The organism is Virgibacillus sp. L01, assembly GCF_052246775.1.
Lineage (GTDB): Bacteria > Bacillota > Bacilli > Bacillales > Amphibacillaceae > Lentibacillus.
In genome coordinates this window covers 286,366-313,323 of sequence record NZ_JBQQCP010000004.1, presented here as the reverse complement: position 1 = coordinate 313,323, position 26,958 = coordinate 286,366, and the positions used below count along the sequence as shown (strand labels likewise).

27 protein-coding genes, 1 other RNA gene and 1 pseudogene are annotated in these 26,958 nt (G+C 36.1%); 4 read left to right on the top strand and 25 right to left on the bottom strand.

All coding sequences use genetic code 11. The features are described from left to right. Nucleotides 1-845 precede the first annotated feature (845 nt). From rnpB to ACTWQM_RS10400, 5 genes are all read right to left on the bottom strand, one after another. Nucleotides 846-1,227, bottom strand: an RNA gene (gene rnpB / locus ACTWQM_RS10420) — RNase P RNA component class B. Between the two features lie 68 nt (nt 1,228-1,295). After that, nucleotides 1,296-1,598: a cell division regulator GpsB gene (gene gpsB, locus ACTWQM_RS10415; RefSeq protein WP_092492744.1), complete on the bottom strand. Its 303-nt coding sequence runs from the start codon at nt 1,596-1,598 to the stop codon at nt 1,296-1,298. 277 nt (nt 1,599-1,875) lie between these two features. Beyond that, nucleotides 1,876-2,280: a cytidine deaminase gene (locus tag ACTWQM_RS10410; RefSeq protein ID WP_443258106.1), complete on the bottom strand. Its 405-nt coding sequence runs from the start codon at nt 2,278-2,280 to the stop codon at nt 1,876-1,878. Nucleotides 2,281-2,347: 67 nt separating this feature from the next. After that, nucleotides 2,348-2,701, bottom strand: a complete 354-nt coding sequence (locus ACTWQM_RS10405; RefSeq protein WP_443258105.1) for a DUF1798 family protein — start codon at nt 2,699-2,701, stop codon at nt 2,348-2,350. 74 nt (nt 2,702-2,775) lie between these two features. Further along, nucleotides 2,776-3,051, bottom strand: a complete 276-nt coding sequence (locus ACTWQM_RS10400; RefSeq protein ID WP_443258104.1) for a hypothetical protein — start codon at nt 3,049-3,051, stop codon at nt 2,776-2,778. 147 nt (nt 3,052-3,198) lie between these two features. On the opposite strand from ACTWQM_RS10400, the gene ACTWQM_RS10395 reads away from it, so the two are divergent. Then, nucleotides 3,199-3,303 carry an acid-soluble spore protein SspM gene (locus tag ACTWQM_RS10395; protein ID WP_443258103.1) on the top strand — a complete coding sequence of 35 codons (105 nt, stop codon included), beginning with the start codon at nt 3,199-3,201 and terminating at the stop codon, nt 3,301-3,303. 134 nt (nt 3,304-3,437) lie between these two features. Here the strand turns inward: ACTWQM_RS10395 and ACTWQM_RS10390 are convergent, their stop codons facing one another. Then, nucleotides 3,438-4,409: a DUF2515 family protein gene (locus ACTWQM_RS10390; RefSeq protein ID WP_443258102.1), complete on the bottom strand. Its 972-nt coding sequence runs from the start codon at nt 4,407-4,409 to the stop codon at nt 3,438-3,440. 107 nt (nt 4,410-4,516) lie between these two features. Between ACTWQM_RS10390 and recU the strand changes: the two genes are divergently transcribed. Next, a complete protein-coding gene (gene recU / locus ACTWQM_RS10385; protein WP_443258101.1) occupies nt 4,517-5,125 on the top strand; it encodes a Holliday junction resolvase RecU in 609 nt (202 codons plus the stop codon). An 18-nt stretch (nt 5,126-5,143) separates the two neighbouring features. Continuing rightward, the gene (locus tag ACTWQM_RS10380; RefSeq protein ID WP_443258100.1) at nt 5,144-7,864 is read left to right on the top strand and encodes a PBP1A family penicillin-binding protein; all 2,721 of its coding nucleotides are present in this window, start codon (nt 5,144-5,146) and stop codon (nt 7,862-7,864) included. An 82-nt stretch (nt 7,865-7,946) separates the two neighbouring features. Here the strand turns inward: ACTWQM_RS10380 and nth are convergent, their stop codons facing one another. The 15 genes from nth to ACTWQM_RS10305 form a co-directional block, all read right to left on the bottom strand. Next, nucleotides 7,947-8,615, bottom strand: a complete 669-nt coding sequence (gene nth, locus ACTWQM_RS10375) for an endonuclease III (RefSeq protein ID WP_443258099.1) — start codon at nt 8,613-8,615, stop codon at nt 7,947-7,949. After that, nucleotides 8,616-9,308, bottom strand: coding sequence for a DnaD domain-containing protein (locus ACTWQM_RS10370; protein WP_443258098.1), 693 nt, complete (start codon nt 9,306-9,308; stop codon nt 8,616-8,618). 138 nt (nt 9,309-9,446) lie between these two features. Beyond that, on the bottom strand, nt 9,447-10,739 hold the full coding sequence (asnS, locus tag ACTWQM_RS10365) for an asparagine--tRNA ligase (RefSeq protein ID WP_443258097.1): 1,293 nt from the start codon (nt 10,737-10,739) through the stop codon (nt 9,447-9,449). Between the two features lie 15 nt (nt 10,740-10,754). Next, the gene (locus ACTWQM_RS10360; RefSeq protein WP_443258096.1) at nt 10,755-11,942 is read right to left on the bottom strand and encodes a pyridoxal phosphate-dependent aminotransferase; all 1,188 of its coding nucleotides are present in this window, start codon (nt 11,940-11,942) and stop codon (nt 10,755-10,757) included. Between the two features lie 12 nt (nt 11,943-11,954). Then, nucleotides 11,955-12,488: a cell wall elongation regulator TseB-like domain-containing protein gene (locus ACTWQM_RS10355; RefSeq protein WP_443258095.1), complete on the bottom strand. Its 534-nt coding sequence runs from the start codon at nt 12,486-12,488 to the stop codon at nt 11,955-11,957. A 371-nt stretch (nt 12,489-12,859) separates the two neighbouring features. Continuing rightward, on the bottom strand, nt 12,860-15,664 hold the full coding sequence (gene dinG, locus ACTWQM_RS10350) for an ATP-dependent DNA helicase DinG (protein WP_443258094.1): 2,805 nt from the start codon (nt 15,662-15,664) through the stop codon (nt 12,860-12,862). Between the two features lie 129 nt (nt 15,665-15,793). Beyond that, nucleotides 15,794-16,177, bottom strand: coding sequence for an aspartate 1-decarboxylase (panD, locus tag ACTWQM_RS10345; protein ID WP_443258093.1), 384 nt, complete (start codon nt 16,175-16,177; stop codon nt 15,794-15,796). Nucleotides 16,178-16,188: 11 nt separating this feature from the next. Beyond that, entirely contained in the window at nt 16,189-17,058 is an 870-nt protein-coding gene (gene panC / locus ACTWQM_RS10340) for a pantoate--beta-alanine ligase (protein ID WP_443258092.1), read from the bottom strand. Nucleotide 17,059: 1 nt separating this feature from the next. Further along, complete coding sequence (gene panB, locus ACTWQM_RS10335; RefSeq protein ID WP_443258113.1) at nt 17,060-17,899, bottom strand: 3-methyl-2-oxobutanoate hydroxymethyltransferase; 840 nt, start codon at nt 17,897-17,899, stop codon at nt 17,060-17,062. Further along, nucleotides 17,889-18,893 carry a biotin--[acetyl-CoA-carboxylase] ligase gene (locus ACTWQM_RS10330; RefSeq protein WP_443258091.1) on the bottom strand — a complete coding sequence of 335 codons (1,005 nt, stop codon included), beginning with the start codon at nt 18,891-18,893 and terminating at the stop codon, nt 17,889-17,891. Before ACTWQM_RS10330 ends, panB begins: the two co-directional genes overlap by 11 nt. Continuing rightward, nucleotides 18,869-20,080: a CCA tRNA nucleotidyltransferase gene (locus ACTWQM_RS10325; protein ID WP_443258090.1), complete on the bottom strand. Its 1,212-nt coding sequence runs from the start codon at nt 20,078-20,080 to the stop codon at nt 18,869-18,871. The genes ACTWQM_RS10330 and ACTWQM_RS10325 overlap by 25 nt, the downstream gene beginning before the upstream one ends. 18 nt (nt 20,081-20,098) lie before the next feature. After that, complete coding sequence (gene bshA, locus ACTWQM_RS10320; RefSeq protein WP_443258089.1) at nt 20,099-21,220, bottom strand: N-acetyl-alpha-D-glucosaminyl L-malate synthase BshA; 1,122 nt, start codon at nt 21,218-21,220, stop codon at nt 20,099-20,101. Further along, nucleotides 21,217-21,639, bottom strand: coding sequence for a methylglyoxal synthase (gene mgsA / locus ACTWQM_RS10315; RefSeq protein WP_443258088.1), 423 nt, complete (start codon nt 21,637-21,639; stop codon nt 21,217-21,219). Before mgsA ends, bshA begins: the two co-directional genes overlap by 4 nt. A gap of 15 nt (nt 21,640-21,654) precedes the next feature. Next, nucleotides 21,655-22,452: a 4-hydroxy-tetrahydrodipicolinate reductase gene (dapB, locus tag ACTWQM_RS10310; RefSeq protein ID WP_443258087.1), complete on the bottom strand. Its 798-nt coding sequence runs from the start codon at nt 22,450-22,452 to the stop codon at nt 21,655-21,657. Between the two features lie 38 nt (nt 22,453-22,490). Beyond that, on the bottom strand, nt 22,491-22,829 hold the full coding sequence (locus ACTWQM_RS10305) for a nucleotide pyrophosphohydrolase (RefSeq protein ID WP_443258086.1): 339 nt from the start codon (nt 22,827-22,829) through the stop codon (nt 22,491-22,493). Nucleotides 22,830-23,010: 181 nt separating this feature from the next. On the opposite strand from ACTWQM_RS10305, the gene ACTWQM_RS10300 reads away from it, so the two are divergent. Continuing rightward, the gene (locus ACTWQM_RS10300; protein WP_443258085.1) at nt 23,011-23,883 is read left to right on the top strand and encodes a YitT family protein; all 873 of its coding nucleotides are present in this window, start codon (nt 23,011-23,013) and stop codon (nt 23,881-23,883) included. 526 nt (nt 23,884-24,409) lie between these two features. On the opposite strand, the gene ACTWQM_RS10295 is transcribed toward ACTWQM_RS10300, so the two are convergent. The 4 genes and pseudogenes from ACTWQM_RS10295 to ACTWQM_RS10280 form a co-directional block, all read right to left on the bottom strand. Then, nucleotides 24,410-25,096 carry a zinc metallopeptidase gene (locus ACTWQM_RS10295; RefSeq protein WP_443258084.1) on the bottom strand — a complete coding sequence of 229 codons (687 nt, stop codon included), beginning with the start codon at nt 25,094-25,096 and terminating at the stop codon, nt 24,410-24,412. A 67-nt stretch (nt 25,097-25,163) separates the two neighbouring features. Further along, nucleotides 25,164-25,274 (bottom strand): annotated as a pseudogene (locus ACTWQM_RS10290) (sporulation protein YpjB); the annotation flags it as partial. Nucleotides 25,275-25,501: 227 nt separating this feature from the next. Next, complete coding sequence (locus ACTWQM_RS10285) at nt 25,502-26,080, bottom strand: DUF1405 domain-containing protein (RefSeq protein ID WP_443258083.1); 579 nt, start codon at nt 26,078-26,080, stop codon at nt 25,502-25,504. 83 nt (nt 26,081-26,163) lie between these two features. Further along, nucleotides 26,164-26,940: a c-type cytochrome gene (locus tag ACTWQM_RS10280; protein WP_443258082.1), complete on the bottom strand. Its 777-nt coding sequence runs from the start codon at nt 26,938-26,940 to the stop codon at nt 26,164-26,166. Between the last annotated feature and the right edge of the window lie 18 nt (nt 26,941-26,958).

Sequence of the window (26,958 nt, the reverse complement as noted above, 5' to 3'; positions counted from 1 at the left end):
TGCAGCTGGCCGAAAATTTTGGAATAGGAGGGGGCCATGGCCCCCTCCTATTCCAAAATTACTAATATACCCTAAATGTGGTTGAAAATACTGTATTTGTATTTTACACAATATTAAGGACTTGACTGTTGCTTTTCCCGCAGGAGTCTCCATGTATTTCCTTCGCTAGGTTTTGCTCTCACTATATCCTGTAAATTAATCAATGCTTGTCGTGACATTGCCTCTTAGCCAAAGGTAACTCGGTACGTGCCTTAAGACCCCGGAGAAGCGCTCTTAGCGTCACGAGGATGCCCGTGACTAGGAAGAAACTGTAAAACGTTAGATTGAGCAGATGTCGCCTTGGTATCCAGGTCGGTGAAAGGGAGTATTAGCCTGCAGTTGGATTTATAAAGAACTGCGCGTTCCTTGGAGTTGTTAATTTAAATGATTTAAAGTTTCTCTTACCCATCATAACAACATTTGTTTATTTTTAGGATTGTAATACACAATCCAGCGGAGGAAATACACGGAAACTCCTGTGGGAGCAAAGGCCTAGATGAGACTGCGCAGCGACGTAGGAGCAAGGAGGCTCATCAGCCGCCCACGGAAAGCGTAGTGTATTCCCGAAGCGGTGTCATAGCACTCAACCATTTTTCCGTGTTAGTTCGCATTTTATATCAAATGTGTACCATTGATCCAAAGTCAACAAGTAGTGTATCTTCAGCCTTTCTTATCCTTTCAAGGTTTATGCATTCATTTTACGCTGCTAAAGTTGAATGCTTATTATAGTTTCTTCCACAATAAAAAAACCTTCCTAATTAAGACAATCAGAAAGGTTTGTTCGTTTACGTATAGACCATTGAATACTCAGTAAGCCATGTTCTGTTCCAATGTACTCAAACGGTGGTCAACCTTGTACGTTGGTCGTAATCATCTATCTACAAGCAATATAAATTACTTGTCCCTTTTTCGGTTCAATTTCCCTAATCAAGGATGCCCCTACCAATATTTGGGTTGCTCACTCGTGGGGTTTACCGCGTTCCACTCGGAATGTTTCCAATCCGACTACGTCACTGTGGCACTTTCAAGTGTATTAATCCATATCATAAGAGTTAGGACGTTTCACTGCCATTAACCAAAGGCTATCCTGACTTATGATTTCGTCAGGCACGAACACTACAAACATCTCAGTCTGTGTGAGCATGGACTTTCCTCTGCATACTAAATATACAGCGATTACGTGAGTATTCAACTCTTTTTGCTACATAAATTATAACATATTAACAAGCGTACATCATTGGTAAATAAAACTAAATTTAGGAATCAGCATATTTCTTGCCAAAGACCGATTTTTCAAGATTGGATAGTCGTTTTAGGATGTCATAATTTACTTGATGGTTTGGAGTTGTTGCAGTTCTAGTTCTTGTTTGATCAGACTGTTTCTTTAGTCGGTCGTTTTCCTGCTTTAATTTCTCAATTTCCTGTTCATATGCTTCATAATCCTGAATGACTGTATCAAGAAACTCATCAACTTCTTCCTGATGGTAGCCACGCATTGCTGTTTTAAACTCTTTTTCCAATATTTCTTTTCCATTGAGCTGAATGCGATTTGTATTCATTTTAAAGTCACCTCATAATTTTCGAGTTATTTTTTAAAAAAGATTAATAAGTAAACGTCAATTTCAATTGTATTGTTTGTCCTTCTAATTTATGCATAACTTCTTCCTTTCTCATAGTATAACATTATTAGGTGATGTTGTCTTTTGAGTTATTAAAATGAAGGAAATAAGGCTTTTCACAAGGCCTATATGCCAACGCATTAATTGCACTTATGCAGTAATAAGCATGTACTTAACTACAAAAAAATGAAGCTGTTATATCAGCTTCATTTTTTTGTTATCTATCTGTTAAATCTTCCGGCTGAAATGAAAAAGGCAAAAGTTCATCCATCGTAACGGATTTAGTAGTATTATGTAAATTTGCCAAATGTATTGTTAATTTCTTATCAAAAAACTCACTCATCACCTGTCGACATGATCCACAAGGAGGGACTGGCCGCTTAGTATCAGCAACAACTGCCATTTCCTTAAAATCTCTCTCACCGTCCGCAATCGCTTTAAAGATTGCTACTCGTTCAGCACAGCAACTGACAGGATATGCCGCATTTTCAATATTACAACCTGTATATATTTTACCGGTATTTGTTAATAGTGCAGCGCCCACAGGGAATGTAGAGTATGGAACATATGCCTTATTCCGAATAGTTATAGCTTCTTGAATTAATTCATCTTTCTCACACATACCATATTCCCCCTTTCACATTAAATGGAAATTAATTATAAAGGAAAAAACTTAGCTTGTAAAGTTTTTACATACGAAGCTCTCTTAATAATTGATCCAATACATAGTGAACGGAATGATTTAGTTCCATATATCGTTTCCGCTTCGCATCGATGTAAAAACTATGCATTATCAATAACTCCATATTTTCACGTGTGGATGTTACCTGCTGTGGATGGATGTTGACTTTACGATCCTTTACAACTTCAAGTGACTTCTCTTCCCATTCCTCTAGTAATGCATGGATAGGTGTTGTATATTCTTTAACCATAAGGAAAAATTCTTTATCTTTTTTATTCTCTGGTGGGTTATTTTCTACATATCTATTTTTTAATTTATCTAAATGTTCTTTAAATTGTTTTGTTTGTAATTCTAACTCCATAAAATTGTCCTGCCTTTTTAAAGATTTTTATCTAACAGCTATATTTTATCATTACTAACTTGAATAAGCACATATTAGGATAATCTTTTTTTAGCTTTAGGGGTATAATTGGACATTAAAAGTTTATCAGTATTTTTCTTTTTTCTTTTCGTTATCTTTTGGACAGATGCATACATTCGGTTAACCTCTTTTTGTCGCTCCTGGTAATTAAAGTCTATACTGTTATCGGTTCCCATTGTGATTTTTTGCTCAATCAATCTTAATTGATCAGCTAAATCTCCGATTGAATTTCTGAATTTCCTTTTATCTATACCATGAACCTTTTGATTTATATCCTTAATAATTGCCATAATTACCACCCTTTTTATAAAGTTATAATAACTTTTTCGAGAAAAAAACGAACATCCCTTTCCCTTCGACAAAACTAGAAGAAAAATGGCAAAACAAGTGTAGTTTCGCTGATAAATAGACAAACTAAATGGAAAGGAGGTATCATTGTGGTAAAAAAGAAATCCAAACAAAAAGCAGAAAATGACCGAGAAAAGAAGCGGAATCATACAGGAGATAAAAAGTTAGATGGTCCAAACCGTCCATCAACATAATATTTAGCAAAGAGGCTGGGACAAAAGTGTTTTACTAAAAGAAAAATTCGAACTAACTAAAAAATAGAGGATACAACTTAAATATCCTACGCTAGCGGTTCGTGCATTGTTCGTCTTAAATGTTACACTTTTCGTTATGTCCCAGCCTCTGTTCTATTTAATACTGTTTTTAGATGATAATAGGCGTAAAGTAATTCCCTCTTTTTATAGAAAGAATGACTGACATCTTCTGTTAATTCGCCGGTTGGACTTTTCATCCACTTTTTCTTCATCCCCCCGTTAATGTACCAATCCTTTCGAATAATATCTTGATGAGTGATAACAGGATAGGTGGTACGTAATAGTGGACTTTTCTCGAATTTTTTGCCGATAAATTGTTCATAGTCTCTTCGGGAACCTGTATGTTCATTTGACTTAGCAAATTCAAGCAGATGATTATATATTAATGGTTGGAAGATAATTGACGAAATACGTTTTCCAAGGTTTATACGTTTTGTCAAGTTAGTGAAGTCATGTACTAACGCTCCATATAAATTACCTGACATTGTTGGAAGAATTATCGCATTCATAAACAAAAAGTCTTGCAAAAGGTATGGAATGCGTAAAAATATATGATACTTAAAATAAGACTGCTGAATGACTGGTTTTTGAATTACGTTTTGCTCATTAATAATTAAGGCAATCATAAGTCTTTCCTGACCATTATTTTTCCAAAAATGCTTCCATTCCCGAACCATAAATTGTGATACATGAAGTTCTGGCAATAGATGAAACATTGGTCTGTTCAATTGCAGTGATAGTTTATAGATAAGTAATTGAGGGTAAGCGTCAGAAAAAATTAACCAGTTTGCCCGTTCGTAGGTCATGAAAAACCGCTTACGCTCGTCAAAAGAAAGCATTTTTTGATAAGGGGATAAATATAAGTCTGTCATATTCCAACCGGCATTGCGGGATACCATACTTGCAATAAATGCCCATCGTATCTCAAAAAACTCCATATAAAAGTTTTGATATGCCTTTGTGCGGGAAATATTATCAACGTTATGCTGATTTGTTTTGTTTATAATATAATAGAGGTAATCATGATTTCTTTGTTTTAAATTCATGAAAGCACCCACTTCCTGAATTTGGTTTTTATAGCAGTTAAGAAAGTGTAAAGCCTATTCTACTGCCTAAGCGAAACAAATAATTATCAACTTGCAGTATTTTTGGTATGATATTAAGATATGCAAGGGGGAAAATAATGAATTATCCAAATGGACAAAGAAATAACGTACAACACCAACCTTCTAAACAAGGATATAATAATAGAGGCATGACGCTTGAGGAGGATATAAATACAACGAACGCCTATTACCTGGATACCGATAAAGCAATAATTCACAAAAAGCCTACACCAATTCAAATTGTTAATGTACATTATCCAAAAAGAAGTGCAGCTGTCATTACGGAGGGCTATTTTAAACAAGCATCAACAACCGACTATAATGGCATATTTAAACATAAGTATATTGACTTTGAGGCGAAAGAAACAAAGAATAAAACACGATTTCCATTGGCTAATATGCATGAACATCAGATAACTCATATGAAGTCGATAATTAAACATGGAGGTATAAGCTTTTTAATTATACGGTTCACGGTATATAATGAAACATATTATCTGCCAGCTGAATCCTTTTTTCCTTTTTGGGATAATCAGTTTAATGATGGAAGAAAATCAATTCCATATGACACAATAAAAAGTGAAGGATATTTAATTCCTTTTCACTATCAAGCAAGAGTAAACTATTTAGCGGTTATAGATAAGCTCTATTTTTAGATTGGAGGAAGATGAGTTATGGCAGAAAAAGGCCAGTCTCGTACAGCAAGAAGAAAACAAAAACAATCAAAAAAGAAACCTTTATGGAAAAAAGTATTATTGATAACAGGTATTGCAGTACTAGCTGTCGGTATTGGTGTTGGTGCACTGTTTACGTATTATATTGCCACGGCACCTGAAATTGATGCATCCAAATTATCCATCCCGTTTTCATCAAAAATTTATGATAAAGACGGAGAACTTTTTGCAGATCTGGGTGCAGAACAACGCACGAAAATCAGTTACAATGACATTCCTGATGTTTTAGAAGATGCGGTACTTGCTACAGAAGATTCCAGATTCTATGATCACCCTGGTATCGATATCTGGCGTATTGGAGGGGCTGTCATAGCCAACATAACCGATGGCTTTGGTTCTGAAGGTGCAAGTACGATTACCCAGCAAGTCGTCGAAAAGTCATTTCTTTCGCCTGAAAAGAAAATTAGTCTAAAAGTCCAGGAAATGTGGCTAGCATTACAACTTGAACAGGAATATTCTAAAGAACAAATTTTAGAAATATATTTAAACAAAATTTATTATGGTAATGGTGCTTATGGGGTTGCTAAAGCCGCTGAGCTCTACTTTGGAAAAACAGATTTAAGTAAATTGACATTGCCAGAAGCTGCAATACTTGCTGGACTGCCACAGCGACCATCAGCATACAATCCGTACAAAAACCCTGAATTAATGAAAGAACGGATGAATACGGTGTTGAGTCTAATGGTACAGCACGGGAAAATATCCCGAAATAAGGCTGACAAAGCAAGTAAGACAGATATTCCATCATTACTGAACAAAGATAGTTCAGATTCTTCACCATATGAGGCCTTTTTGCAAAAAGTACGTAAAGAAGTTAAGCAAAAAGTGGATGGCGCAGATATTTATACAGACGGGTTAAAAGTTTATACGACAATCGATACAGATGCACAAGAATACGTTGAATTCTTATTATCTGATAAAGAGGATAACCCAATCGATTATCCAGAACCAGTTACAAACCCAGCTAAACCCGATGGTGATAAGGTCAAATTGCAGGCAGGTATGACTGTGCTAGATACAAAAACAGGCGCGATTCGTGCTATCGGTGGTGCACGTGGCGGTCTTGAAAATGATGGCTATAATTATGCCACTGATATAAGTCGCCAGCCAGGGTCAACATTTAAACCGATTATTGACTACGGACCGGCAATTGAAAACAAACAATGGTCAACATACCACCAGCTAAATGATGATGGACCATATGATATTAAAGGTACTGATGATCAAATTAATACTTGGGTTGGTAATGGTCACTATTATGGCTGGGTATCAATGCGCTATGCGTTACAGCAATCATTAAATGTCCCTGCCGTTAAAACTTTTGAAGAAGTTGGCAGAAGTACAGCGAAAGAGTTTGCGAATGGGTTAGGTATTGAGTTTGGAAATAACAAAATAGAATTAACCGATGCTATTGGTGGTGCATCACTTACAAATCCTACAAAATTAGCTGGAGCGTATCGTGCTTTTGCAAATGAAGGAATTTATAATGAACCATATGCTGTTACAAAAGTAGAGTTTCCAGAAAGTGGTAAAACTGTCAATCTAAAACCGGAACCTGAACCAGCAATGTCGGATTATACTGCATATATGGTTACAGATATGTTGAAAACTGTTGTCAGGGAAGGAACTGGTGAACAAGCGAATGTTCCTGGATTGCCAGTAGCAGGAAAAACCGGTACAACTAACCGTGATGGTGTAGATGGACCACCGGATTCTTGGTTTAGTGGTTACAGTACAAATTATACTATTTCTATTTGGACCGGCTACGATAATAATAATATAGGAATTTCAAACACGAAAATTCCGCATGCATTATTTAAAAATACGATGGCAGAGTTATCTAAAGATAAAGATACTCCTGACTTTACGAAACCAGATTCTGTCGTAGAAGTTGCTGTTGAAAAAGGTTCAAGACCTGCTAAACTTCCGAGTGAGTTCACTCCAGGTTCGGAAATTGTGACAGAGCTATTTGTTAAAGGTAATGAACCGACTGCTACATCTGAAAAATATGATCAATTAGATCCTGTTGAAGGTCTGGAGGCTACTTTTGATAAAAAATCCAGTACAATACAGGCTAAATGGAAGTATAATTCAGATGCTGATGTTTCATTTGAAGTGAGTGCAAGTGTTGATGGTGGAGAAATGCAAAGTCTATCTTCAACTGAAGAAACATCAATCGAAATTTCAAATGTCGAGCCTGGTTCAGAGTACGAAATTCAGGTTGTTGCTGTTAGTAATGAAACAGATGCAAATTCAAGTGAACCGAAAACAACAACTGTTAAAGTTCCTGAGGAAGAAGAAAATGAAGGTGATGAAGGAGAAGATGGTGAAGGTAATATACCGTCAGTTAGTAATCTGAGTGCTTCTGTATCCGGATCGACTGTTGATGTATCTTGGGGATATAATGGACCGCCTGCACGTTTTGAAGTTGTTGTCACACAGGATGGCAGTGAAGTTAACAGGCAAACTGTTGAATCCATGGGTATTGTAATTGAGGGTGCCCAGCCTGGATCATATACTATTTCCGTCACACCTGTCGGACAAAACGGTGGCAATTCAGGTGTCAGAGGCGACTCAAGCAGTACTGAGGCTACTGTCGAGGGTGATGATTCGGATGAACCTGATGTGCCTGATGTACCTGATGTTCCTCAAGATAGTTAAAGAAGTAGTGGCATAAGCGTAGAAAATAAATCATAAAAGTAAGAGGCATTCTTCAATGAAGATTGCCTCTTTTATGTCTCTATTATGTTTGTTGGTCAATCGCTTCAGCCTTTTTCATCCGTTTCTGACCTTCCCTACAAAGTTCCAGCAACGGACATTCCGGACATTGCGGATTCCTCGCCTTACAGTGATACCTGCCGAAAAATATCATTCGATGATGTGTATCAGCCCACTCATCTTCTGGGACCTTTTTCATTAATGTTTGTTCAACTTCCAATACAGAATCTTTCCACCGGCATATTGCCAGCCTTTTAGCAATGCGCTCCACATGTGTATCCACTGCTATCGCTGGTTCTCTAAAAGCAACTGAAGCTACTACATTTGCAGTTTTCCGTCCTACTCCTGCAAGCTTCATTAATTCCGTTTTGGTTTTAGGTACTTCCCCACCATAATCATCGATCAGCATTTGGCATAGCTTTCGAATATTTTTTGCCTTATTTCTATACAAACCAATTGATTTTATATCTTTCTGTAATTCTTCCAGTGGGACAGCTAAATAATCTTCAGGTGTTTTGTATTTCATAAACAAAGGTTCCGTTACTTTATTAACAAGAACATCAGTGCATTGCGCAGATAATAAAACAGCTATCACCAATTCAAATGGATTGGAGTGACGTAGTTCGCACTCAGCTTGAGGATACATTTCCTTCATGACATCTAAACAGTAATTCACTTGATTTTTATTTAGCATTTAATTGTCCTCCCCATCAAGCCAATTATAATAAAAAGATGTATCTCGTTTCTTATTGGTCTCAGTATGCTTTAGTGTTTGTGCTTGGTTTTGATGAAAGGATTTACTTGCTTTTCGAGCTTGTTCTACAGTATGGATTCCTTTCTTCTTCCAGTCTCGAAGAATTCGATCAATATATTTAAAATTTAACTTAGCCATAAGTACAGACTCCCGTAAAGCAGCTTTGATAAGGGCAGGTTTAAGTTCATCTGCATCCAACCAGGTATTGATCATTTCGATTTCAAAGGGAGATAATGGTCTGCCAAATTCCTGTTCGAATAAAATAAAGATAGTACCATCTTCTTGCGTGTTTACTTTCTCTTCTTCCTTTGTAAACAATTTTTCCCACAATGGGTTTAAACTGTATACTTCGCTTAATTGGTCCTGCTCATTTTTCAATTGTTCTATTGATAAAAAGTTTTTTTGGATAAGCTTTCGTAAAATATCAGAACATTCCTTTTCATCAAAAGTTAAATGTGATGCTAGGTCATTAGGTGTAGGAAATTCATTATTATCCTGCATGGAACGAAGTATTTGTAAAATAACCATGATTTCTCTTTCATCAAGACCTAATGATGTATAGTCGTCAAGTAATTTTATAGGTATTTGTAATTGATTTGTTAGTATATCCTGAAATGAAATGGATTTCTTCATTGTGTGTAACACCTCATTTCCCAGTATATCATGGATTTATTTTATCCAGATTATAAAATCCCTTGCCATCCAATCTGCAAGGGATATTACAATTTATTAACTGTCTTGAATCAATAGCTTGTGTTATAAACTCGTTATTTAAGGATACAATCGGTTTAATAATCTTGGGAATGGAATTGTCTCTCTAACATGATCTACGCCAGAAAGCCAAGCAACAGTTCTTTCAAGACCTAAACCAAATCCTGAGTGTGGCACACTTCCATATTGACGTAATTCCAGATACCATTTGTAAGCAGGTCCGGTTAAATTATGTTCTTCATAACGCTGTTTCATTAATTCCAAATCATCAATCCGTTGCGAGCCGCCAATAATTTCCCCGTATCCTTCTGGGGCAATTAAATCAGCACATAAAACAACATCTGAACGTTCTGGATCAGGCTTCATATAAAATGCTTTAATTTCAGCTGGATAATTTGTAATGAAAACCGGTTTTTCGAAACTTTCAGCAATTACTGTCTCATGTGGAGCTCCAAAATCAACACCCCATTCAACATCATCAAAACCTTTTTCCTTCAGCATTTCTACAGCATCATCATAACTTATTCTTGGGAATGGTGCTTTGATTTTTTCCAGTTTAGATGTATCTCTTTCAAGAATATCCAACTCAAGTTTGCAATTCGTTAGTACTGATTGAACCACGAAACTAACATACTGTTCTTGTACCTCTAAACTATCGTCATGATCCATAAATGCCATTTCTGGTTCAATCATCCAGAATTCAATTAAGTGTCTTCTTGTTTTAGATTTCTCTGCACGGAATGTTGGTCCGAATGAAAATACTTTTCCAAGTGCCATTGCTGCAGCTTCTAAATATAATTGACCACTTTGTGATAAGTATGCTTCTTCTTCAAAATACTGTGTGTGGAATAACTCAGTCGTTCCTTCCGCTGAGGATCCAGTCAAAATTGGTGAATCAATCTTTACATATCCATTATCATTAAAAAATTGATATGTCGAACGAATAATTTCGTTCCTTATTTTCATAACTGCATGTTGCCGTTTTGATCGCAGCCATAAGTGACGGTGATCCATTAAAAACTCTGTTCCATGTTCTTTTGGGGTTATTGGATAATCAACAGCTTCTTGAATCAATTCAATATCACTAACCTGCATCTCATAGCCAAAGGGCGATCTTTTATCTTCTACAATATTCCCTGTTATGTACATCGATGATTCCTGTGACATGTTCTTGGCAAGTTGGAAGGTTTCTTCTGCAACATCATTTTTTGCAACTACAGCCTGCATGAAACCAGTTCCGTCTCTCAGTTGAAGAAAAGCAATTTTACCACTGGATCGTTTATTAGAAAGCCACGATCCAATAGTTACTGCTTGTCCTTCATATTTTGATACTTGTGAAATCGTTGTTTTCAAGAAAATTACCTCCTATTACTTTGATTGATGATTAAGCACAAAACGTTTGATCCGCTTTGCGGCCTCTTCTAATAAATCAATTGATGTTGCATAAGATAAACGTACATTATTTGGTGCTCCGAATCCTGAACCAGGTACCAAAGCAACTTTTTCCTCTTCAAGTAGTGCGGTGACCCATTTATCAACAGATTCAAATCCATTGCTTTTAACTGCCTCCATTACATTTGGAAACAGATAAAATGCACCTTTTGGTCTAATACAGGAGATACCTGGAATATCATTCAATAATTCCAATGATAACTCAAGACGTTCACTGAAAGTTTTTCGCATTTCCGCATTTGGATCCTCTTTTGAATCATAAGCTGCAAATGCCGCATATTGTGCAATCGATGTTGGGTTTGAAGTCGAATGAGAGGCCAGATTTGTCATTGCCTTAATAATTTCCTTTGGTCCTGCAGCATATCCAATTCTCCAACCTGTCATAGCATGTGACTTCGATACGCCGTTCACTATTACTGTTTGTTCTTTTAATTGATTTGAAATTGCGGCAATCGAAACATGTTCATCACTTGTATAGATTAATTTTTCATATATTTCATCGGAGACAATTAAAATATTGTGTTTTAAACAAATTTCTCCTAGCTTTCGCAATTCTTCCTCATTATACATCATTCCAGTTGGATTACTTGGTGAATTTAAGATAAATGCTTTTGTCTTGGTTGTTATCGCTGCTTCCAATTGTTCTGGAGTCAGTTTGAAATTGTTACTTTCATGTGCGTCAACAACAACAGGGGTACCACCGGCTAGTTTAATTTGTTCTGGATAACTTACCCAGTAAGGTGCGGGAACAATGACTTCATCATTTTCATTGAGTAACACTTGAAACAACGTATATAAGGCATGTTTTGCGCCGGTTGTGACAATAATTTGATCTGTTGAGTAGTCTAACTCATTATCTTGGCTAAACTTACTCACAATGGCCTCTCTGAGTTCCAGAATGCCGCCGGATGGTGTGTATTTAGTAAAGCCATTCTTCATCGCATTTTCAGCAGCCCTAATAATATAATCTGGTGTATTAAAGTCCGGTTCTCCTGCACCAAGTCCTATAACATCATGACCCTGACTTTTTAGTTCTTTTGCCTTTGCAGTAATAGCCAATGTTGATGATGGCGTTAATGTTTTTACTCTGTTTGCCAAATCCATATAATCACCTTTCTATTTGAACATTTGTTTAAATCGAAATTGTTCAATACGTGTTCCATCATAAATGGATAAATTATCAATAACGTATCGATCTGAATCATCCGTGAACGTAATCTCCCAGGAGGGTTCATCACCAACTAATGCTGGAGTAATATCAAAAAGATTACAACTTCTGCAGGATTCTTTCCACTCTTTCTGTATGGTTTCTTCAGAAATTATTTCAGATTTTTCCACACTAATTATATCTGCATTATCATTGTTAAATGGATAAAAAATAATTTTCTGGTTATTGTTACTTGTCTTTCCATAAACGACATAATAAGCTTTATCACCATGGAATCGTTTTACGGAACCAATTGTTTGTAATTCTGTTTCTGCTATTACTTCATCTTTCACATCTTCATATGATGCTGTTTTATCCTGTTGTACAGCATTATATAAGTAAATGCCAAAAACAAAACAAGCAATCAATATGAGTAATAGTACAGCTGAAGTCCATTTAAGCCAATCAGGTATGTTAAGACGTAAAAAACGTTTATTCTTCATTGGCCTCATCAGATGGTATCACGATATTCAACTACCTTAAACTCACCTGTTGAATATCCGTTATTTGATAGCTCAAATTTATTATCCATTATTTCCCCTCCACTAATAAATACTCCTTGTTTTATCAATTTTTACTACTCATACTGTTTCTCCAAATAGCGAACACTATAATTAACGTTGAATAAATAAGATGTACGACACTATATAGTATAACAAGCATTCGTGTAAATTTGTTTTATTTTTATTTATTTCAACAAAATCTCCTATCCCATATCATACCATATCATACTGATGTATCTCTCGGTGCATCAGTATGTTTTTTAATAAATAAAGCATGTAAATATGCCACGTCAGAAAGATTTCAGTAACGGTTAAAACCATTTCCAGGCTTTATCCATCAATGTCTGAGTGGACTCATAAGTAATTGGTACAGAAGGAATTGACTCTGTAAAATACTTACCATAGCGTGCCTGAATAATGCGTGCATCGCAGACAAATACAATGCCACGATCATTAGATGAGCGTATTAGCCTGCCAAAACCTTGTTTAAAACGAATGACCGCATTAGGCAGAGCTAATTCAAAAAATGCATTCTTGCCTTCATTTTTGAAATGATTCGCTTTAGCCTCATATAGTGGATGGTTAGGTGGCTGAAACGGGAGACGTACAATCATCAGGCATGATAAATCATCACCGGGGATGTCGACACCTTCCCAAAAGGAACTGGTTCCTAACAAAATGGACTGATCGAATGTTTGAAAATTTTTCTTTAATCTTGATCTGCTTCCACTTGAAATACCTTGTGCAATCAGCATGTATTTATTAATATCAATTGTCTCTCTTAACAGATTGTATGACTTTCTTAGCATGTCATAGGAAGTAAACAGTACGAGCATTCTTCCGTTTGTTATTTGTGCTAAAGACAAAATAGCTTCGCACGTGGAATATATAAAGTCATCCAAATTACCATGTTTGATATCAGGAAAATCATTCGGAATCATTAACTGAACTTGATTCTCATATGAAAACGGAGAATTAATTTTAGTTGTCTGTGTTTGATCAGATTGAAGTCCCAGCCTACTGGTAATAAAAGAAAATGAATTCTTCATCGTCAATGTTGCACTTGTCAATATAATACTTTCTTTTTCACTGAAAAAGTCATCTGAGAGCAAAGTGGACATATCTGTTGGTTCACTGTATAGATATACAGCATTTTTTGCCCCATATGCTTCAATTTCCATCCATTTGACGTTTTTATTCCCCTCATCCATCAGAAACAGATGATCAAGGGAATCAATAATTGACTGAAGTGCTTCCATAATTCTGGTCAGCTCTTCTACATTATTTTTATCTATATCTTTTCCTTTTAAAAGAGATTGCTTTAAATGTGAAAGTAAATGAATAAGATCTCTTATGAAGAATGTTAATCTTGTTGCCATTTCTTGAATAACATTCCATTGTGCTGAGCTTTCTTTGGCTTCATCAAAGCGATATTGAATTCTGCCAATGTCACTTAATGACTTTTCTCTTTGTTTTTGCTCGATAACATACTGAAATAGCATACGAAATAAGTCATCAACTTCATATTTAGCTTTGTTATAAATATTATCCCATTCATCCACTAAAAAGCTTTCACGATTAATTTGGTAATTTGTTAGCAGCTTACCAAGCCAACTACCGTCCTTTGTATCCCCTATTTGTGTTAATGTGTATTGCACGTGGACATAATCAAGCTTTAAACCGTAATGTTTCGACGCTGTTTCTTCCAAATGATGTGCCTCATCAATTATAGCTTTATCATAGGAAGGCAATAATTGATAATCATTAAACATATCCGTACATAGTAACGCATGGTTTGTTATTAAAATGTCTGCCTGCTGCGCCTTTTCACGCGCTTTTTGATAATACGAACGGGAGAACCAGGGATTTGTCGGATCAGTCGAACCTTCTGTATCTGTTGAAATTTTTCTGTAAAATAAGTAACCACTTGATGGTAATTGAATTTCATCAATATCCCCCGTAACAGTCTCGGTCAGCCAGACAAGTATCATTGCCTTCGTCAGCGTTATATCATAGTTATCCGCTTTCTCAGAGGATAAAGCATGTTCAAATTTTTCTAAGCTAATATAATGCTGTTTTCCTTTAAGCAAAGCTATCTTAAATGGAATGGAAACCAGTTTATGGATTAATGGTATTTCTTCATCCATCAACTGAGATTGCAGCTGAGTTGTATATGTACTGACAACGACCCTCTTTTTCTCCGATACCGCTTCATAAATTGCAGGAATTAAATAAGCTAACGTTTTTCCAGTCCCGGTCTCTGCTTCAATTAATGCATGATTTTTCATCCTAAAAGCATCATAGACGGTCTCAGACATCTCACGTTGCCCATTTCTTTTTTCATATTTACGCATTTGCTGTTCCATTGATCCGCCATATTCATAAATGTCATCAAGAAAATTTCCAAAAGCTGTATCGATATCTTTATTGATTGTTTTTGCTTCTGCTGTTGACTTGAAAGCCAAGCCTCTGTAAGTATCAATATTATCATATTCATCAACTGAAAAAGCAAGTGCTTTCTCTTGTTCATGAAGTAATGAATAGATGTCTGACTTTAACATTTTTTCCAGACCTAACAAATGGACAGTTGTTTCATAGGGTAGTAATTTAATTTTCTGCTGTAGCTTTAAAAACAACTGCGCAGTCACATATGCATCTGCTAAAGCCCGATGTGGGTTATCATGCATTATATCAAGGAACTCTGCCAATTGTCCCAATTTATAACTGGGCGCCTGCGGGTAAAGCACACGTGAGAGCTCTACCGTATCGATAATTGGATTATTAAGCTGTTTAAAACCATTTGACGCAAGCTCCTCATTCAAAAAGCCTAAATCGAATGGGACATTATGTGCAATTAAGTAACCATTATCGAATAAATTTATTATCTCTTGTGCCTTGTCTTTAAAGATAGGAGCACCTTGTACATCGTGATCTGTTATCCCAGTCAAATTTGTAATAAAAGATGGAATTGGCATATCTGGATTGAAAAAAGTGGAAAACTCGTCAGTAATTTCATTATTTTCAATAACGACGATTCCAACCTCGATAATTTTATCATATTCTGCCGGGGAATGGCCTGTTGTTTCCAGGTCAATCACAACAAACTTCTTATCCATAATTCCACCTAACTCTCGTGTTTACTTAGCTTAAATAGTATATACACATTCCTATTATCGTTTCCGTATAAATAAAAAAAACTCTTATCATATAAACTGATAAGAGTTCTACCCTTTAACCAAAAATGTTTACATCTCGGTTAACGGTGGTTCTTGTTCAATAAGTTGCTCAATCTCATTATTGTCATTCATGATGGCAACTTTTGGTTTATATGATGCTAATTCATCATTTGAAATAAGTGCATACGAAACAATTATAACAATGTCATTTGGTTGGACAAGGCGTGCCGCAGCACCATTTAGACAAATAGTACCCGCTCCTCTTTCTCCAGGTATTACATATGTTTCAAGCCGTGCACCATTGTTGTTATTTACAATTTGAACTTTTTCATGTGGCAGCATATCAACTTGCTCCAACAGGTCTTGATCTATTGTAATACTGCCTACATAATTTAAATTTGCTTCCGTTACTCGCGCGCGATGTATTTTTGCTTTCATCATAGTGCGAAACATGTAACTGCCCCCTAGTGAAGTTGCTTCAACAGCTTCCCATCTTCATTAAAAATAATATTATCAATCAATCTTGCTCGTTTAAATTGTACTGCTGCTGCTAAGATAACATTATTTTTAATAGTAAAGACTGATTGCAAATCCGGATAACTCAGTATCTCGACATAATCGACAGTACCAGAGGTTTCTCTGTTTATTACATCAATTACCTCTTTTACAATAATAGCAGGATTTTTCTCTCCGTCAACCACTAGTTGGTGGCCATAATCTAATGCTTTCTTTAGCCAAACTGCCTGACTTCTTTCGTCATTGGCTAAATTCACGTTCCTGCTACTCTTTGCTAATCCATCCTGCTCGCGAATAGTTGGTAATGCAATTAGTTGTATAGGAAAATTCAAATCATTTATAAGTGCGTCGACAACTGCCACTTGCTGGGCATCCTTCAAACCAAAATATGTTTTATTTGGGCGAATTATATTAAATAATTTGGTTAAAACAGTTATGACACCTTCAAAATGCCCCGGACGCGAACGCCCACACAAAACATTCGCCCTCTCTTCAACTGATAATGTTATGTTCATCTTAGTTGGATACATATCTTGAGTGCATGGAACAAATAATATATCTACTCCCGCTTGTTCTGCAAGCTGGATATCTTGCTCCTCATCGCGCGGATATTGCTCATAATCTTCATTTGGCCCAAATTGCAGTGGGTTCACAAAAATACTTGTAACGACAATATCATTATCTTTTGCTGCCTGCTTCATTAATGCTAAATGTCCTTCATGAAAATATCCCATGGTTGCAACAAATCCTATGCTTTCAGTTTTGGACATTTCAATCATTTTTTCCTGCATTTCAGCTGTTGAACGTATTATTTTCATATTATCTACCTTCTGAATTGTTTGGTAATAAATCTTTATTTTTAATCTTGAATGAATGTTCATCTAATGGAAATGTTTTGTCTTTAACATTTGATATATAAGACTCGATAGCTTGTTTGCCGGCTTTATTAAAGTCGGTATATGGCTTAACAAACTTTGGTAATCGGTCAACTCCATATTTTAAAATGTCATGATAAACAAGAACTTGGCCGTCACACTCCACACCAGCACCGATTCCAATTGTTGGTACTGTAACTTTATCTGTTACGATTGCAGCAAGCTCTTTCGGTACACACTCCAATACTAAGGCGATAGCTCCATAATTAGTTAATTGTATAGCATCATGAAGCAGTTTTTCACCAGCCTCTTTATTCTTTCCTTGCACTTTATAGCCACCTAGTACATTTACAGTTTGAGGAGTTAGCCCTAAATGCGCAACAACAGGAATACCGGCTTCTGTCAGACGTTGTACGAGCAATAGAACTTCTTCTGATGCTCCTTCTACTTTGACAGCCTGTGCGTCTGTTTCCTGAAAGATTTGTTTGGCATTTTCTAAAGATGCTTCTAATGAAACATGATAAGACATAAAAGGCATATCTACTACAATAAATGTATTCTCTGCACCACGCTTCACCGCTTTGGCGTGGTGGATCATATCATTCATAGTGACTTTAACAGTAGAATCGTATCCTAACATCACCATTCCTAACGAATCACCAACCAAAATCATGTCAATTCCAGCTCCCTCAGCCAGTTTTGCAGATGGATAGTCATAGGCAGTAATCATCGTAATTTGTTCATCTTCCTGTTTCATTTTTTGCAAATCAAGTCTACTTAGCATCATCGTCCTCCCCCTTCATAAACCATTCGATTTCTCCTGAATATATTTTCTTGACTTTATCGTTATCTGTTTTTGTTAATAAGGCACCATCATCAGCAATTCCTAAGAATTTGGCTTTCCATTCTTTATGTAATGTCTTTATATTAATTTGTTCGCCAATACGGTATCCATAGCTTTCCCACTTTTGTTTTACATCTGTAAATCCATTCTGCATGAAGGTGTCATATGATTCTTCAAATGATTGCAGGACATGTTGAATAAAATCTTTTATATTCCATTTCTGTCCGGTCTGAATATAAAGGGAAGTTGCTTTATCTTGTATGCCTTTATCAAAATCTTCTGTTACTTGATTGATATTTATTCCTATCCCAATTACAACATATTGAATTTGATCTTGTTCTGCCTGCATCTCCGTTAAAATACCTGCAGTTTTTTTGTCGTTGATTAATATATCATTTGGCCATTTAATTTTTGGCGTTAATGCAGTCTGTTCTGAAATTGTATCAGCAAGTACAGTTGCCGATAGTAAGGTCAACTGAGGTGCCATTACCGGAAGAACATTTGGTCTGAGGATGATGCTCATCCAGATTCCTTTACCCTTCGTGGAATACCATTGGCGATTCATTCTTCCTTTTCCTTTTGTTTGTTCATCTGCTATGATAATTGTACCATGTTCAGCATTCTCCTGTGCGGCCTGATGGGCAATTTGCTGGGTTGTCGTTGTTGATGTCTTATGAATTATATTTTTTCCAAGCCAGTTAGTTCTTAAGCCCCACTGAATGGTGTTTTCACTTACTTTATCCGGAAATTTTACAATCCGATATCCTTTTCTTGAAACTCCTTCTACATGATACCCATCTTTTTCAAGTTCTTTCATATGTTTCCAAATGGCACTCCGGGATATTTTTAGTTTTTCGGATAGCATTTGTCCAGAAACAAACTCCTTGCCACTGGTTTCTAATAATTCAATTAATCTGTTACGTGTGGATTCCATTTTATCCAATCCTTTAAAACTATTTTATTATTTTTCAAATTCCCTGATAAAATTTCATGTTCAACTGCGGTTAGTGTTTTATGTATCCATGGTCCGCTTTTTAGTTGAGGGAATAATTCACGGACATCATCACCGGTAATTGCCATGTCTTTTTTTGACTTTATCGGTAAATTGCTGTCTATATCCTCCATTTCATCTACTAATCCTTCTAGTTCGAAGAGGATATTTACTAGTTCTGAAAAAACCCGATAGAATTCGGTTGGCAGTAGATACACTACCCAACGGTCCAATCCGTTATTTTTAAAGTGCAGTAGGGCTTCATTCAGAATTAGAGCTTCATTTTTGACCTTATTTGAACATTTCCATTCAATTACCCATTTTTTAATACTTATCGTTGGGTCTAAAAAATGAAAAAGAGCAATAACTCCTCCAAATGATCGTACAGCCCGCATATTCTTAGGAAGAAGTCCAATGATATTTGGGTATTCGTTCATGATTGGTAAATGTTGATATACCTTTGTATCGATTAAATAATTAATACCAGTCTCAATATAATCCCCAGCAAATAATTTAGATATTTCATTAGTTATTCGCTCAACAGCAATGTTTTCAATTTCACCTTTAACGAACTTCATATCTTTTAAAGTATTGGAGCTGATGGAAAAACCCAGTTGACTTGAAAATCGTAGCGCGCGAATAATACGCAAAGGATCTTCCGTAAATCGATCAAAACCATTACCAACCGTCTGAATTATTTTATTTTCAATATCGCTTCTCCCATCGAATAAATCAATAACATTTCCCTGTTTATCCATTGCTAAAGCATTAATTGTAAAATCACGTCGTTTTAAATCCTGATCAATTGTTTGTATAAATTCAACCGTATCAGGATGTCGCTGGTCCGAATAACTTCCGTCAACGCGAAAAGTTGTAACTTCGTACGACTGGTGACGATGACGCACAATTACTGTGCCATGCTCCAGTCCGACTGGAATGACCTTATTAAAGATTTGCTGGGTTACACTTGGAGGTGCAGAGGTGGCTATATCAATATCACCTATCTCGCGTTTGAGTAATAGATCTCTTACACACCCACCAACAAAATATGCATCATAATCATGACTTTCAATCTGATTTAGTACCTCTGTTGCCTCTATAAAGGGTTTGGTAAATAACACTGTAATCACCATGATTTCTGTTTAATGTTAATTCATTATATCATCATATAACGCTGTATACTGCTGAACAATATCATAGGAATAAAAATTTTTTCTGGAATGTGCTAATGCATTTTTTGAGAAACGGTCTAATAGCTGATCATTTTCTAGTAAATGAACTGCGTATTCTGTAGCTTTATCAATATCACCTAACTCAACTATGTAGCCAGTTTTGTTATGTTCTATTACCTCAGGTACTCCCCCTACATTTGTTCCAATACATGGCACTTCACAGGACATCGCCTCTAATAATACCAAGCCGAAGCTTTCTTTTTCCGACATGAGTAATTTTAAATCAGAAATAGACATTAAATCACTAACTTTCTTTTGTTTCCCAAGAAATAGGACTTGCTCCGTTAATCCCAGTTCTTCAACCAGATGATATGCCTCAGAATATTCAGGACCATCTCCGACAAGTATTAACTTAGCCTTAATGGATTCCTGAATTTTATGGAAAGTATGAATTACATCTTCTACCCTTTTAACTTTACGGAAATTCGAGATATGAATGATTACTTTTTCATCAGGTTCGATTCCATATTGCTGCCTGATCCCAGGAGGTTCATTTTTAAAATATTCTTCTTCGTTAACAAAATTATATATAACATTGATATCCTTATCCACACCAAGCATTTCTTTAGTTTGATTCACTAAGCTATTTGATACAGCTGTAACGGCATCAGAATTTTCTATGCCATGTCTGATCATTTTTTTGAGGGAATGATCAATCCCTAAAACAGTTATATCCGTACCATGTAATGTTGTTACAATTTTCACATCATGTTCTGCAATATCTTTTGCCAGAATTGCACAGATGGCGTGGGGCATTGCATAGTGGACATGAAGAATATCCAATTTTTCCTGATCGATCACTTCTGCCATCTTATTTGCTAAAGCAAGATCAAATGGAGGGTATTGAAAAACCGGATAATGATTTAGCTCAACCTCATGGTAATAGATATTAGGATGTACCCTATTTAACCGGAATGGCAGACTGGATGTTATAAAATGAATTTGATTTCCTTGTTTTGCCATTAACATCCCAAGTTCGGTAGCAATAATTCCTGAACCACCTACAGTTGGATAGCATGTTATTCCAATCTTTTTCATTTATTCATATCCCCACGTCTATTTTGTTTTACAACTTCACGCCATTTAAAGTCACCTCTTGCTAACGCGCGAATAACAATCTCGGCCGCAGCCAGGTTAGTTGCAAGGGGAATTAAGTGAACATCACAAAGACGCATAAGCGCGCTAACGTCAGGCTCGTGCGGCTGGGCTGTTAAAGGATCTCTGAAAAAAATAACAACATCCATTTCATTGCTTGCAATCTTTGCCCCTATCTGCTGATCCCCTCCAATTGGACCCGACTGGAACCGGTGAATATCAAGTCCGGTCTCTTCAGTTATTCTCATTCCAGTAGTTCCAGTTGCAAATAAGTGATGATTCTGTAAGACATGTTTATATGCAACACTGAAGTTGATAATGTCCTGCTTCTTTTTATCGTGTGCAATTAATGCGATATTCATTGGTATCCCACCTAACTACTCCAGTATATTTTCTAATCCATAAACAAGTTTATTTAAGCTTATTACCTCATTAACAGATAACTTTACCCCATCCATAAACGATTGACGGTTATAGGAATCATGTTTGATTGTTAACGTTTGACCAGGACCACCATAAACCACTTCCTGATGGGCGACAAGCCCAGGCAGGCGTACACTATGGATTCTAATACCATCTGTCTCTGCTCCTCTAGCACCTTCCAACACTTCACGTTCGTCTGGATGTCCTTGTTGCTTACTCTCTCTGTTTTCCTTAATCATTTCCGCAGTTTTAACGGCTGAACCTGATGGAGCGTCTAGTTTCTGATCATGGTGTTTCTCGATGATCTCTACATCTGGTAAATACTTCGCGGCTGTCCTAGCAAATTGCATCATCAGAACAGCACCAACAGCAAAGTTAGGTGCAATGATACAACCAATATTATTTGTAACCGATAAATCAGACAAGGTCTTTATTTGTTCAGCTGAAAATCCTGATGTTCCAACTACTGGTCGAATATTGTATTGTAATGCTAGTTTTGTATGTAAAAACCCTGCATCCGGTGCCGTTAAATCAATTAAAACGTCTGCAGCCACTTCCTGAAAACATACTTCAGGATCTTCAAAGATTGGTACGTACAGATCTGGAAGGTTATCAATGTCTTTTACTTTTTTACCATGATTTTTCCGGTCAAGACATGCAACCAATTCAAATGACTCCTCATTGTATACCATATGAACAGCCTCAGATCCCATTTTCCCTCTTGGTCCGGCAATAATTATTTTTATACTCATGCTTGTATCCTCCTGTTATGTTTACTAGTATTATTTAATTAATCCTTGTGTGTCCAGCGATCTTTATCCCTTGATTCTATCTTGCTTATAGATAAGTCAAAGGCTTCTGACATATCTATATCAAGTGAATTTGCAAAACAAGTAAGAACGAATAGGATATCACCAAGTTCATCTTCAATCGTTTTCTGAGTTTCAGATGTTTTTTTAGGCTTTTCACCATAATAATGGTTTACTTCGCGTGCCATTTCTCCCAATTCTTCAGTTAACCTTGCCATAAGGCTTAACGGGGAAAAATAACCTTCTTTGTATTGTGAAATATATGAATCCACTCTTGCTTGAATTTCATCTGTACTATAGTATTTACTGCTTCCTGTCATATTAAATTACTCCTCTAACTTGTTTAATCTTCTTTCATGTTAGCTAAAAGGCCGTAATTTGACAAATTATTAAACTGATTAACTTCTCTTATTTGATTGTTCTTAGCTGCTTTATTGTCTATAATAATAAAAGTGTCATTTAAGAGAAAGTTACGTATAAAAGGGATTGGAGGTTATATAAATGATTTTTGGTTTAAAAATAAAAAATATTACATTTATTCTGCTTGGTTCAGCCATTTTCTCATTCGGTATTGTTCATTTTAATATGCAAAACAACTTAGGAGAAGGCGGATTTACTGGTATTACATTACTCCTTTATTTTCTATGGGAATGGGATCCAGCTATTACAAATATAATTCTTAATATTCCTGTCTTTTTCATAGGTTGGAAATTTCTTGGCCGTAACACATTTTTGTATACGATAATTGGTACATTTGCTGTTTCCATATTTTTATATATTTTTCAAATCAAGCCATTTCCAACATATCTGCAGTCAGATATGACGCTTGCAGCACTTTTTGCAGGTGTCTTCATCGGTGTTGGATTAGGTATTATCTTCCGTTATGGAGGTACTACGGGCGGTGTAGATATCATCGCAAGACTAGTTCATAAATATGCAGGCTGGAGTATGGGTAAAACAATGTTTCTTTTTGACTTTATTGTTATTACAACATCCGTCTTCACCATTCTTGAATTGGTTGAGGGCATGTACACATTGGTAGCTGTTTATATTGCAGCCCGAGTCATCGATTTTATCCAGGAAGGTGCATACTCAGCGCGTGGTGCAACCATAATTTCCAGTCATAGTAAAGATATTGCCACAAAGATTAACAATGAAATGGATCGTGGTGTTACGGTTTTATCTGGAAAAGGAAGCTTTACCGGTGAAAATCGTGATGTTCTTTATTGCATAGTTGGAAGGAATGAAATCGTCCGGCTTAAGAATATTATAAATGCAATAGATCCCCACGCCTTTGTAGCAGTAAGCTCTGTTCATGATGTAGTTGGTGAAGGATTTACATTAGATGAAAATAAAAATCCAATTGAAGACTAATGCTTCTATAATTATTATCGGATGCTAAAGCAACTAAGTGGCATAATTAATTTTTAAACTTTTTTAGTTTGTTGATACCAGCGAAGTTTATTTCCGTAGCGGTGGCATAGCAAACAAGTTATTTTTTACATTACGTCATCGTTTATATAACGATGACGGTTAATGAGCAACAAATATTACGAAAAGATTAATTTTAAAAAAATGCCACTTTTATATGCTGAGAAACGATTGTTGTTATGGAGAGAGGCGTTGTTTAGTGTGTAAGTTTTGTCCATAAATCAATGAAAGATTTTATTCAGTCTTCCCAACAGTTATGCAGTCCTTAGATAGCCACTTAAACGTTTAATCAGTTTCCATTCAGGTTTATCCAGTTTTCATTCATGTTTATTCAGTATTCAACAGGATTTATTCAGTTCTCATAAGTTTATATACCAAACTGAAAACCATGCAAAGTGTTGCAACTAAAAAGAGCACCGAAGGTAGTGTAATCCTCCAATGCTCAATATTTACTCTATTTAATTTAATGTTATTCACTGCTTGCAGTATAAATCAGAACAAACCTGATAAGTTCAGCAAGAGCTACCATTGCAGCTGCAACATACGTTAAGGCTGCTGCATTTAACACTTTTTTCGTTTCACGTTCTTCATTATTTCTAATAACACCGGTTGAAACCAATTGCCCCATTGCTCTATTTGATGCATCAAATTCAACTGGCAGTGTAACTAATTGAAATAACACCGCAGCAGACATGAAGATTATTCCGAATAGAAGCATATTAGGCATTGTGAAAATAATACCGGCAAATATCAGGAAGAAGGACATTTTAGAACCAAAGCTTGCTACAGGGACTAATGCATGCCTGAATCGAAGGAATGCATAATCTTGTGCATCTTGTATCGCGTGACCTACTTCATGAGCAGCAATTGCGGATGATGCCATCGATTGACCATAATATATATCCTTTGAAAGTCTTAATACTTTTTTACGAGGATCATAATGATCAGATAAAACACCTTTTGTTACCTCTATATTCACATCAGATATACCATTATCATTTAAAATTTTACGTGCGACTTCAGCACCAGTCATTTGTGAAGAAGTCGCTTTTTTTGAATATTTTTTGTACGTTTTTTTAACCTTTGATTGAGCCCAAATTGGGATAATCATTAACAATGCTATATATATTATATATCCTCCAAGGCCACCTAGCATGTTCATTCCTCCATCATTATAGTATACAGTACCTTATGGTCAATTTTAGTCAAATAAGGATAGATAGTCAACTGTTTGAATCTCTTTCACTTCGTTTCTTTTTCTCACCTTTATATTTTCTCCAACTTACATAAGTTAATGTAACAGCTATACACCCACCAACAATTGTCACCATCCAGTAAAACGGAATCATGTCTGCATTATTATTAGATGATAAAATATATTGATTATTAACAGGGATTATTTGCATTGCGTAAGTGATTGTTTTCGTCAGTTGAAAGTAAATGTAAACCCCTATGATCGTGGAAATTAAATGTCTTACCAAAGGACTATGCTTCATAGAGTTCACCTCACATAACATCTTCTCCCACTAATGTATGTGCGGTTATAGTTTAATATAACAGGTTACGGTAATGAATTTTGGGGTTTGATCGTTAACTTATACGCTATAAAAATCGATAAAATGCTTAACCAAAAGGTAAAGTACCCTATTTCTTCCATATACATTGTTACGGAGGAATACATCGGCATCATGTCAAATACATAGTCAATTACATCATTATGTAATGTCCATAAGGCTGCAAACATTATATGGTGTACTTTAATGGCGTAAAACGGGGCATATAGAAAACCTTGAATTGCCATTCCGGCATGTGACGCCATTAGCATGTATCCTTGCCAGCTTAACGATCCATCAACGTAGAGTGTGAATAAGTTCATTGCAACTGCCCAAATCCCATACTTAAAAAGCGTAATAATTGCCAGAGCTTCTATGTAAGGTGTATTTCTATTAAATAAAAATAATAGTAAAAAGACAGTAAAAAATAAACTTGCTGTTGGGCTGTCTGGTACAAATACTAAAAAAATATCTGGTGTTATGGAAAGCTGCGAACGATACCAATAATAGCCGTAAATAGTACCTAGTAAGTTTACGATGAATAAACCTAACAAAAAACGCTTATCTAAAAGTATATATTTTAACATATAATGAATCCCTTCCTTGCATGTTCCGATTATATACAGTAAAAAAACACCTTCACCAGCTGTATGGCAAAGGTGTTTTTAAATTATTTTGCTTGTTTATTTACAGAAACAATAAAGTCAGTTAACTTCTTCAGTTCTTCATCGGATCCTGTAAATTGATCTGCCGGCATTGACCCTATACCTTCACGAGCAATTGTTGCAATTTCTTCAGCAGATTTATCAATACCAATTAAAGGTGGTGCTGCTGCTCCACCAGATAAATCACCGCCATGACAGGTCATGCAATTATTTTCGTAAATTGCATAGCCTGGGTCTTGCTTGTCAATTTCGACTTCAGAGGGTGGTATTGGTTTATTTGCTTCAGCCCGCTGTGCCCAATCAACATGTGAGGCTGACTCATATGTTAGCCATATGACAGAAGCTAATCCCAATAGCATCATTCCAACAGCAATTGGGCGTTGGTGTGGTCGTCTGCCAGGCCCTTTATCCAAGAACGGTGCCAACAACAGTCCACCGAATGCTAGTCCAGGAATTACCAGAATACCTAGCAAAATAAATGGTCCACTAGCAAATTCGTATTTTAAAAGTTCATATAAGAATAGAAAATACCAGTCTGGCAAAGGTATATAACCTGCATTTGTTGGATCAGCCATTCCTTCAAGCGGGGATGGATGCGCAAGTGTTAAGCACATAAAACCAACTAAAAATACAGAACCTGCCAACCACTCTTTTAATAAGAAGTTGGGCCAAAATGCTTCAGTTCTTCCGGGATATTCAGAATAATCTTTTGGTATGTTTGGTTTGCGTTCGGCCGAAATCCGTGAATCACCGACGAATTTCATTCCTTTACCCTTATGCACAGCTTTACCTCCTTTTTA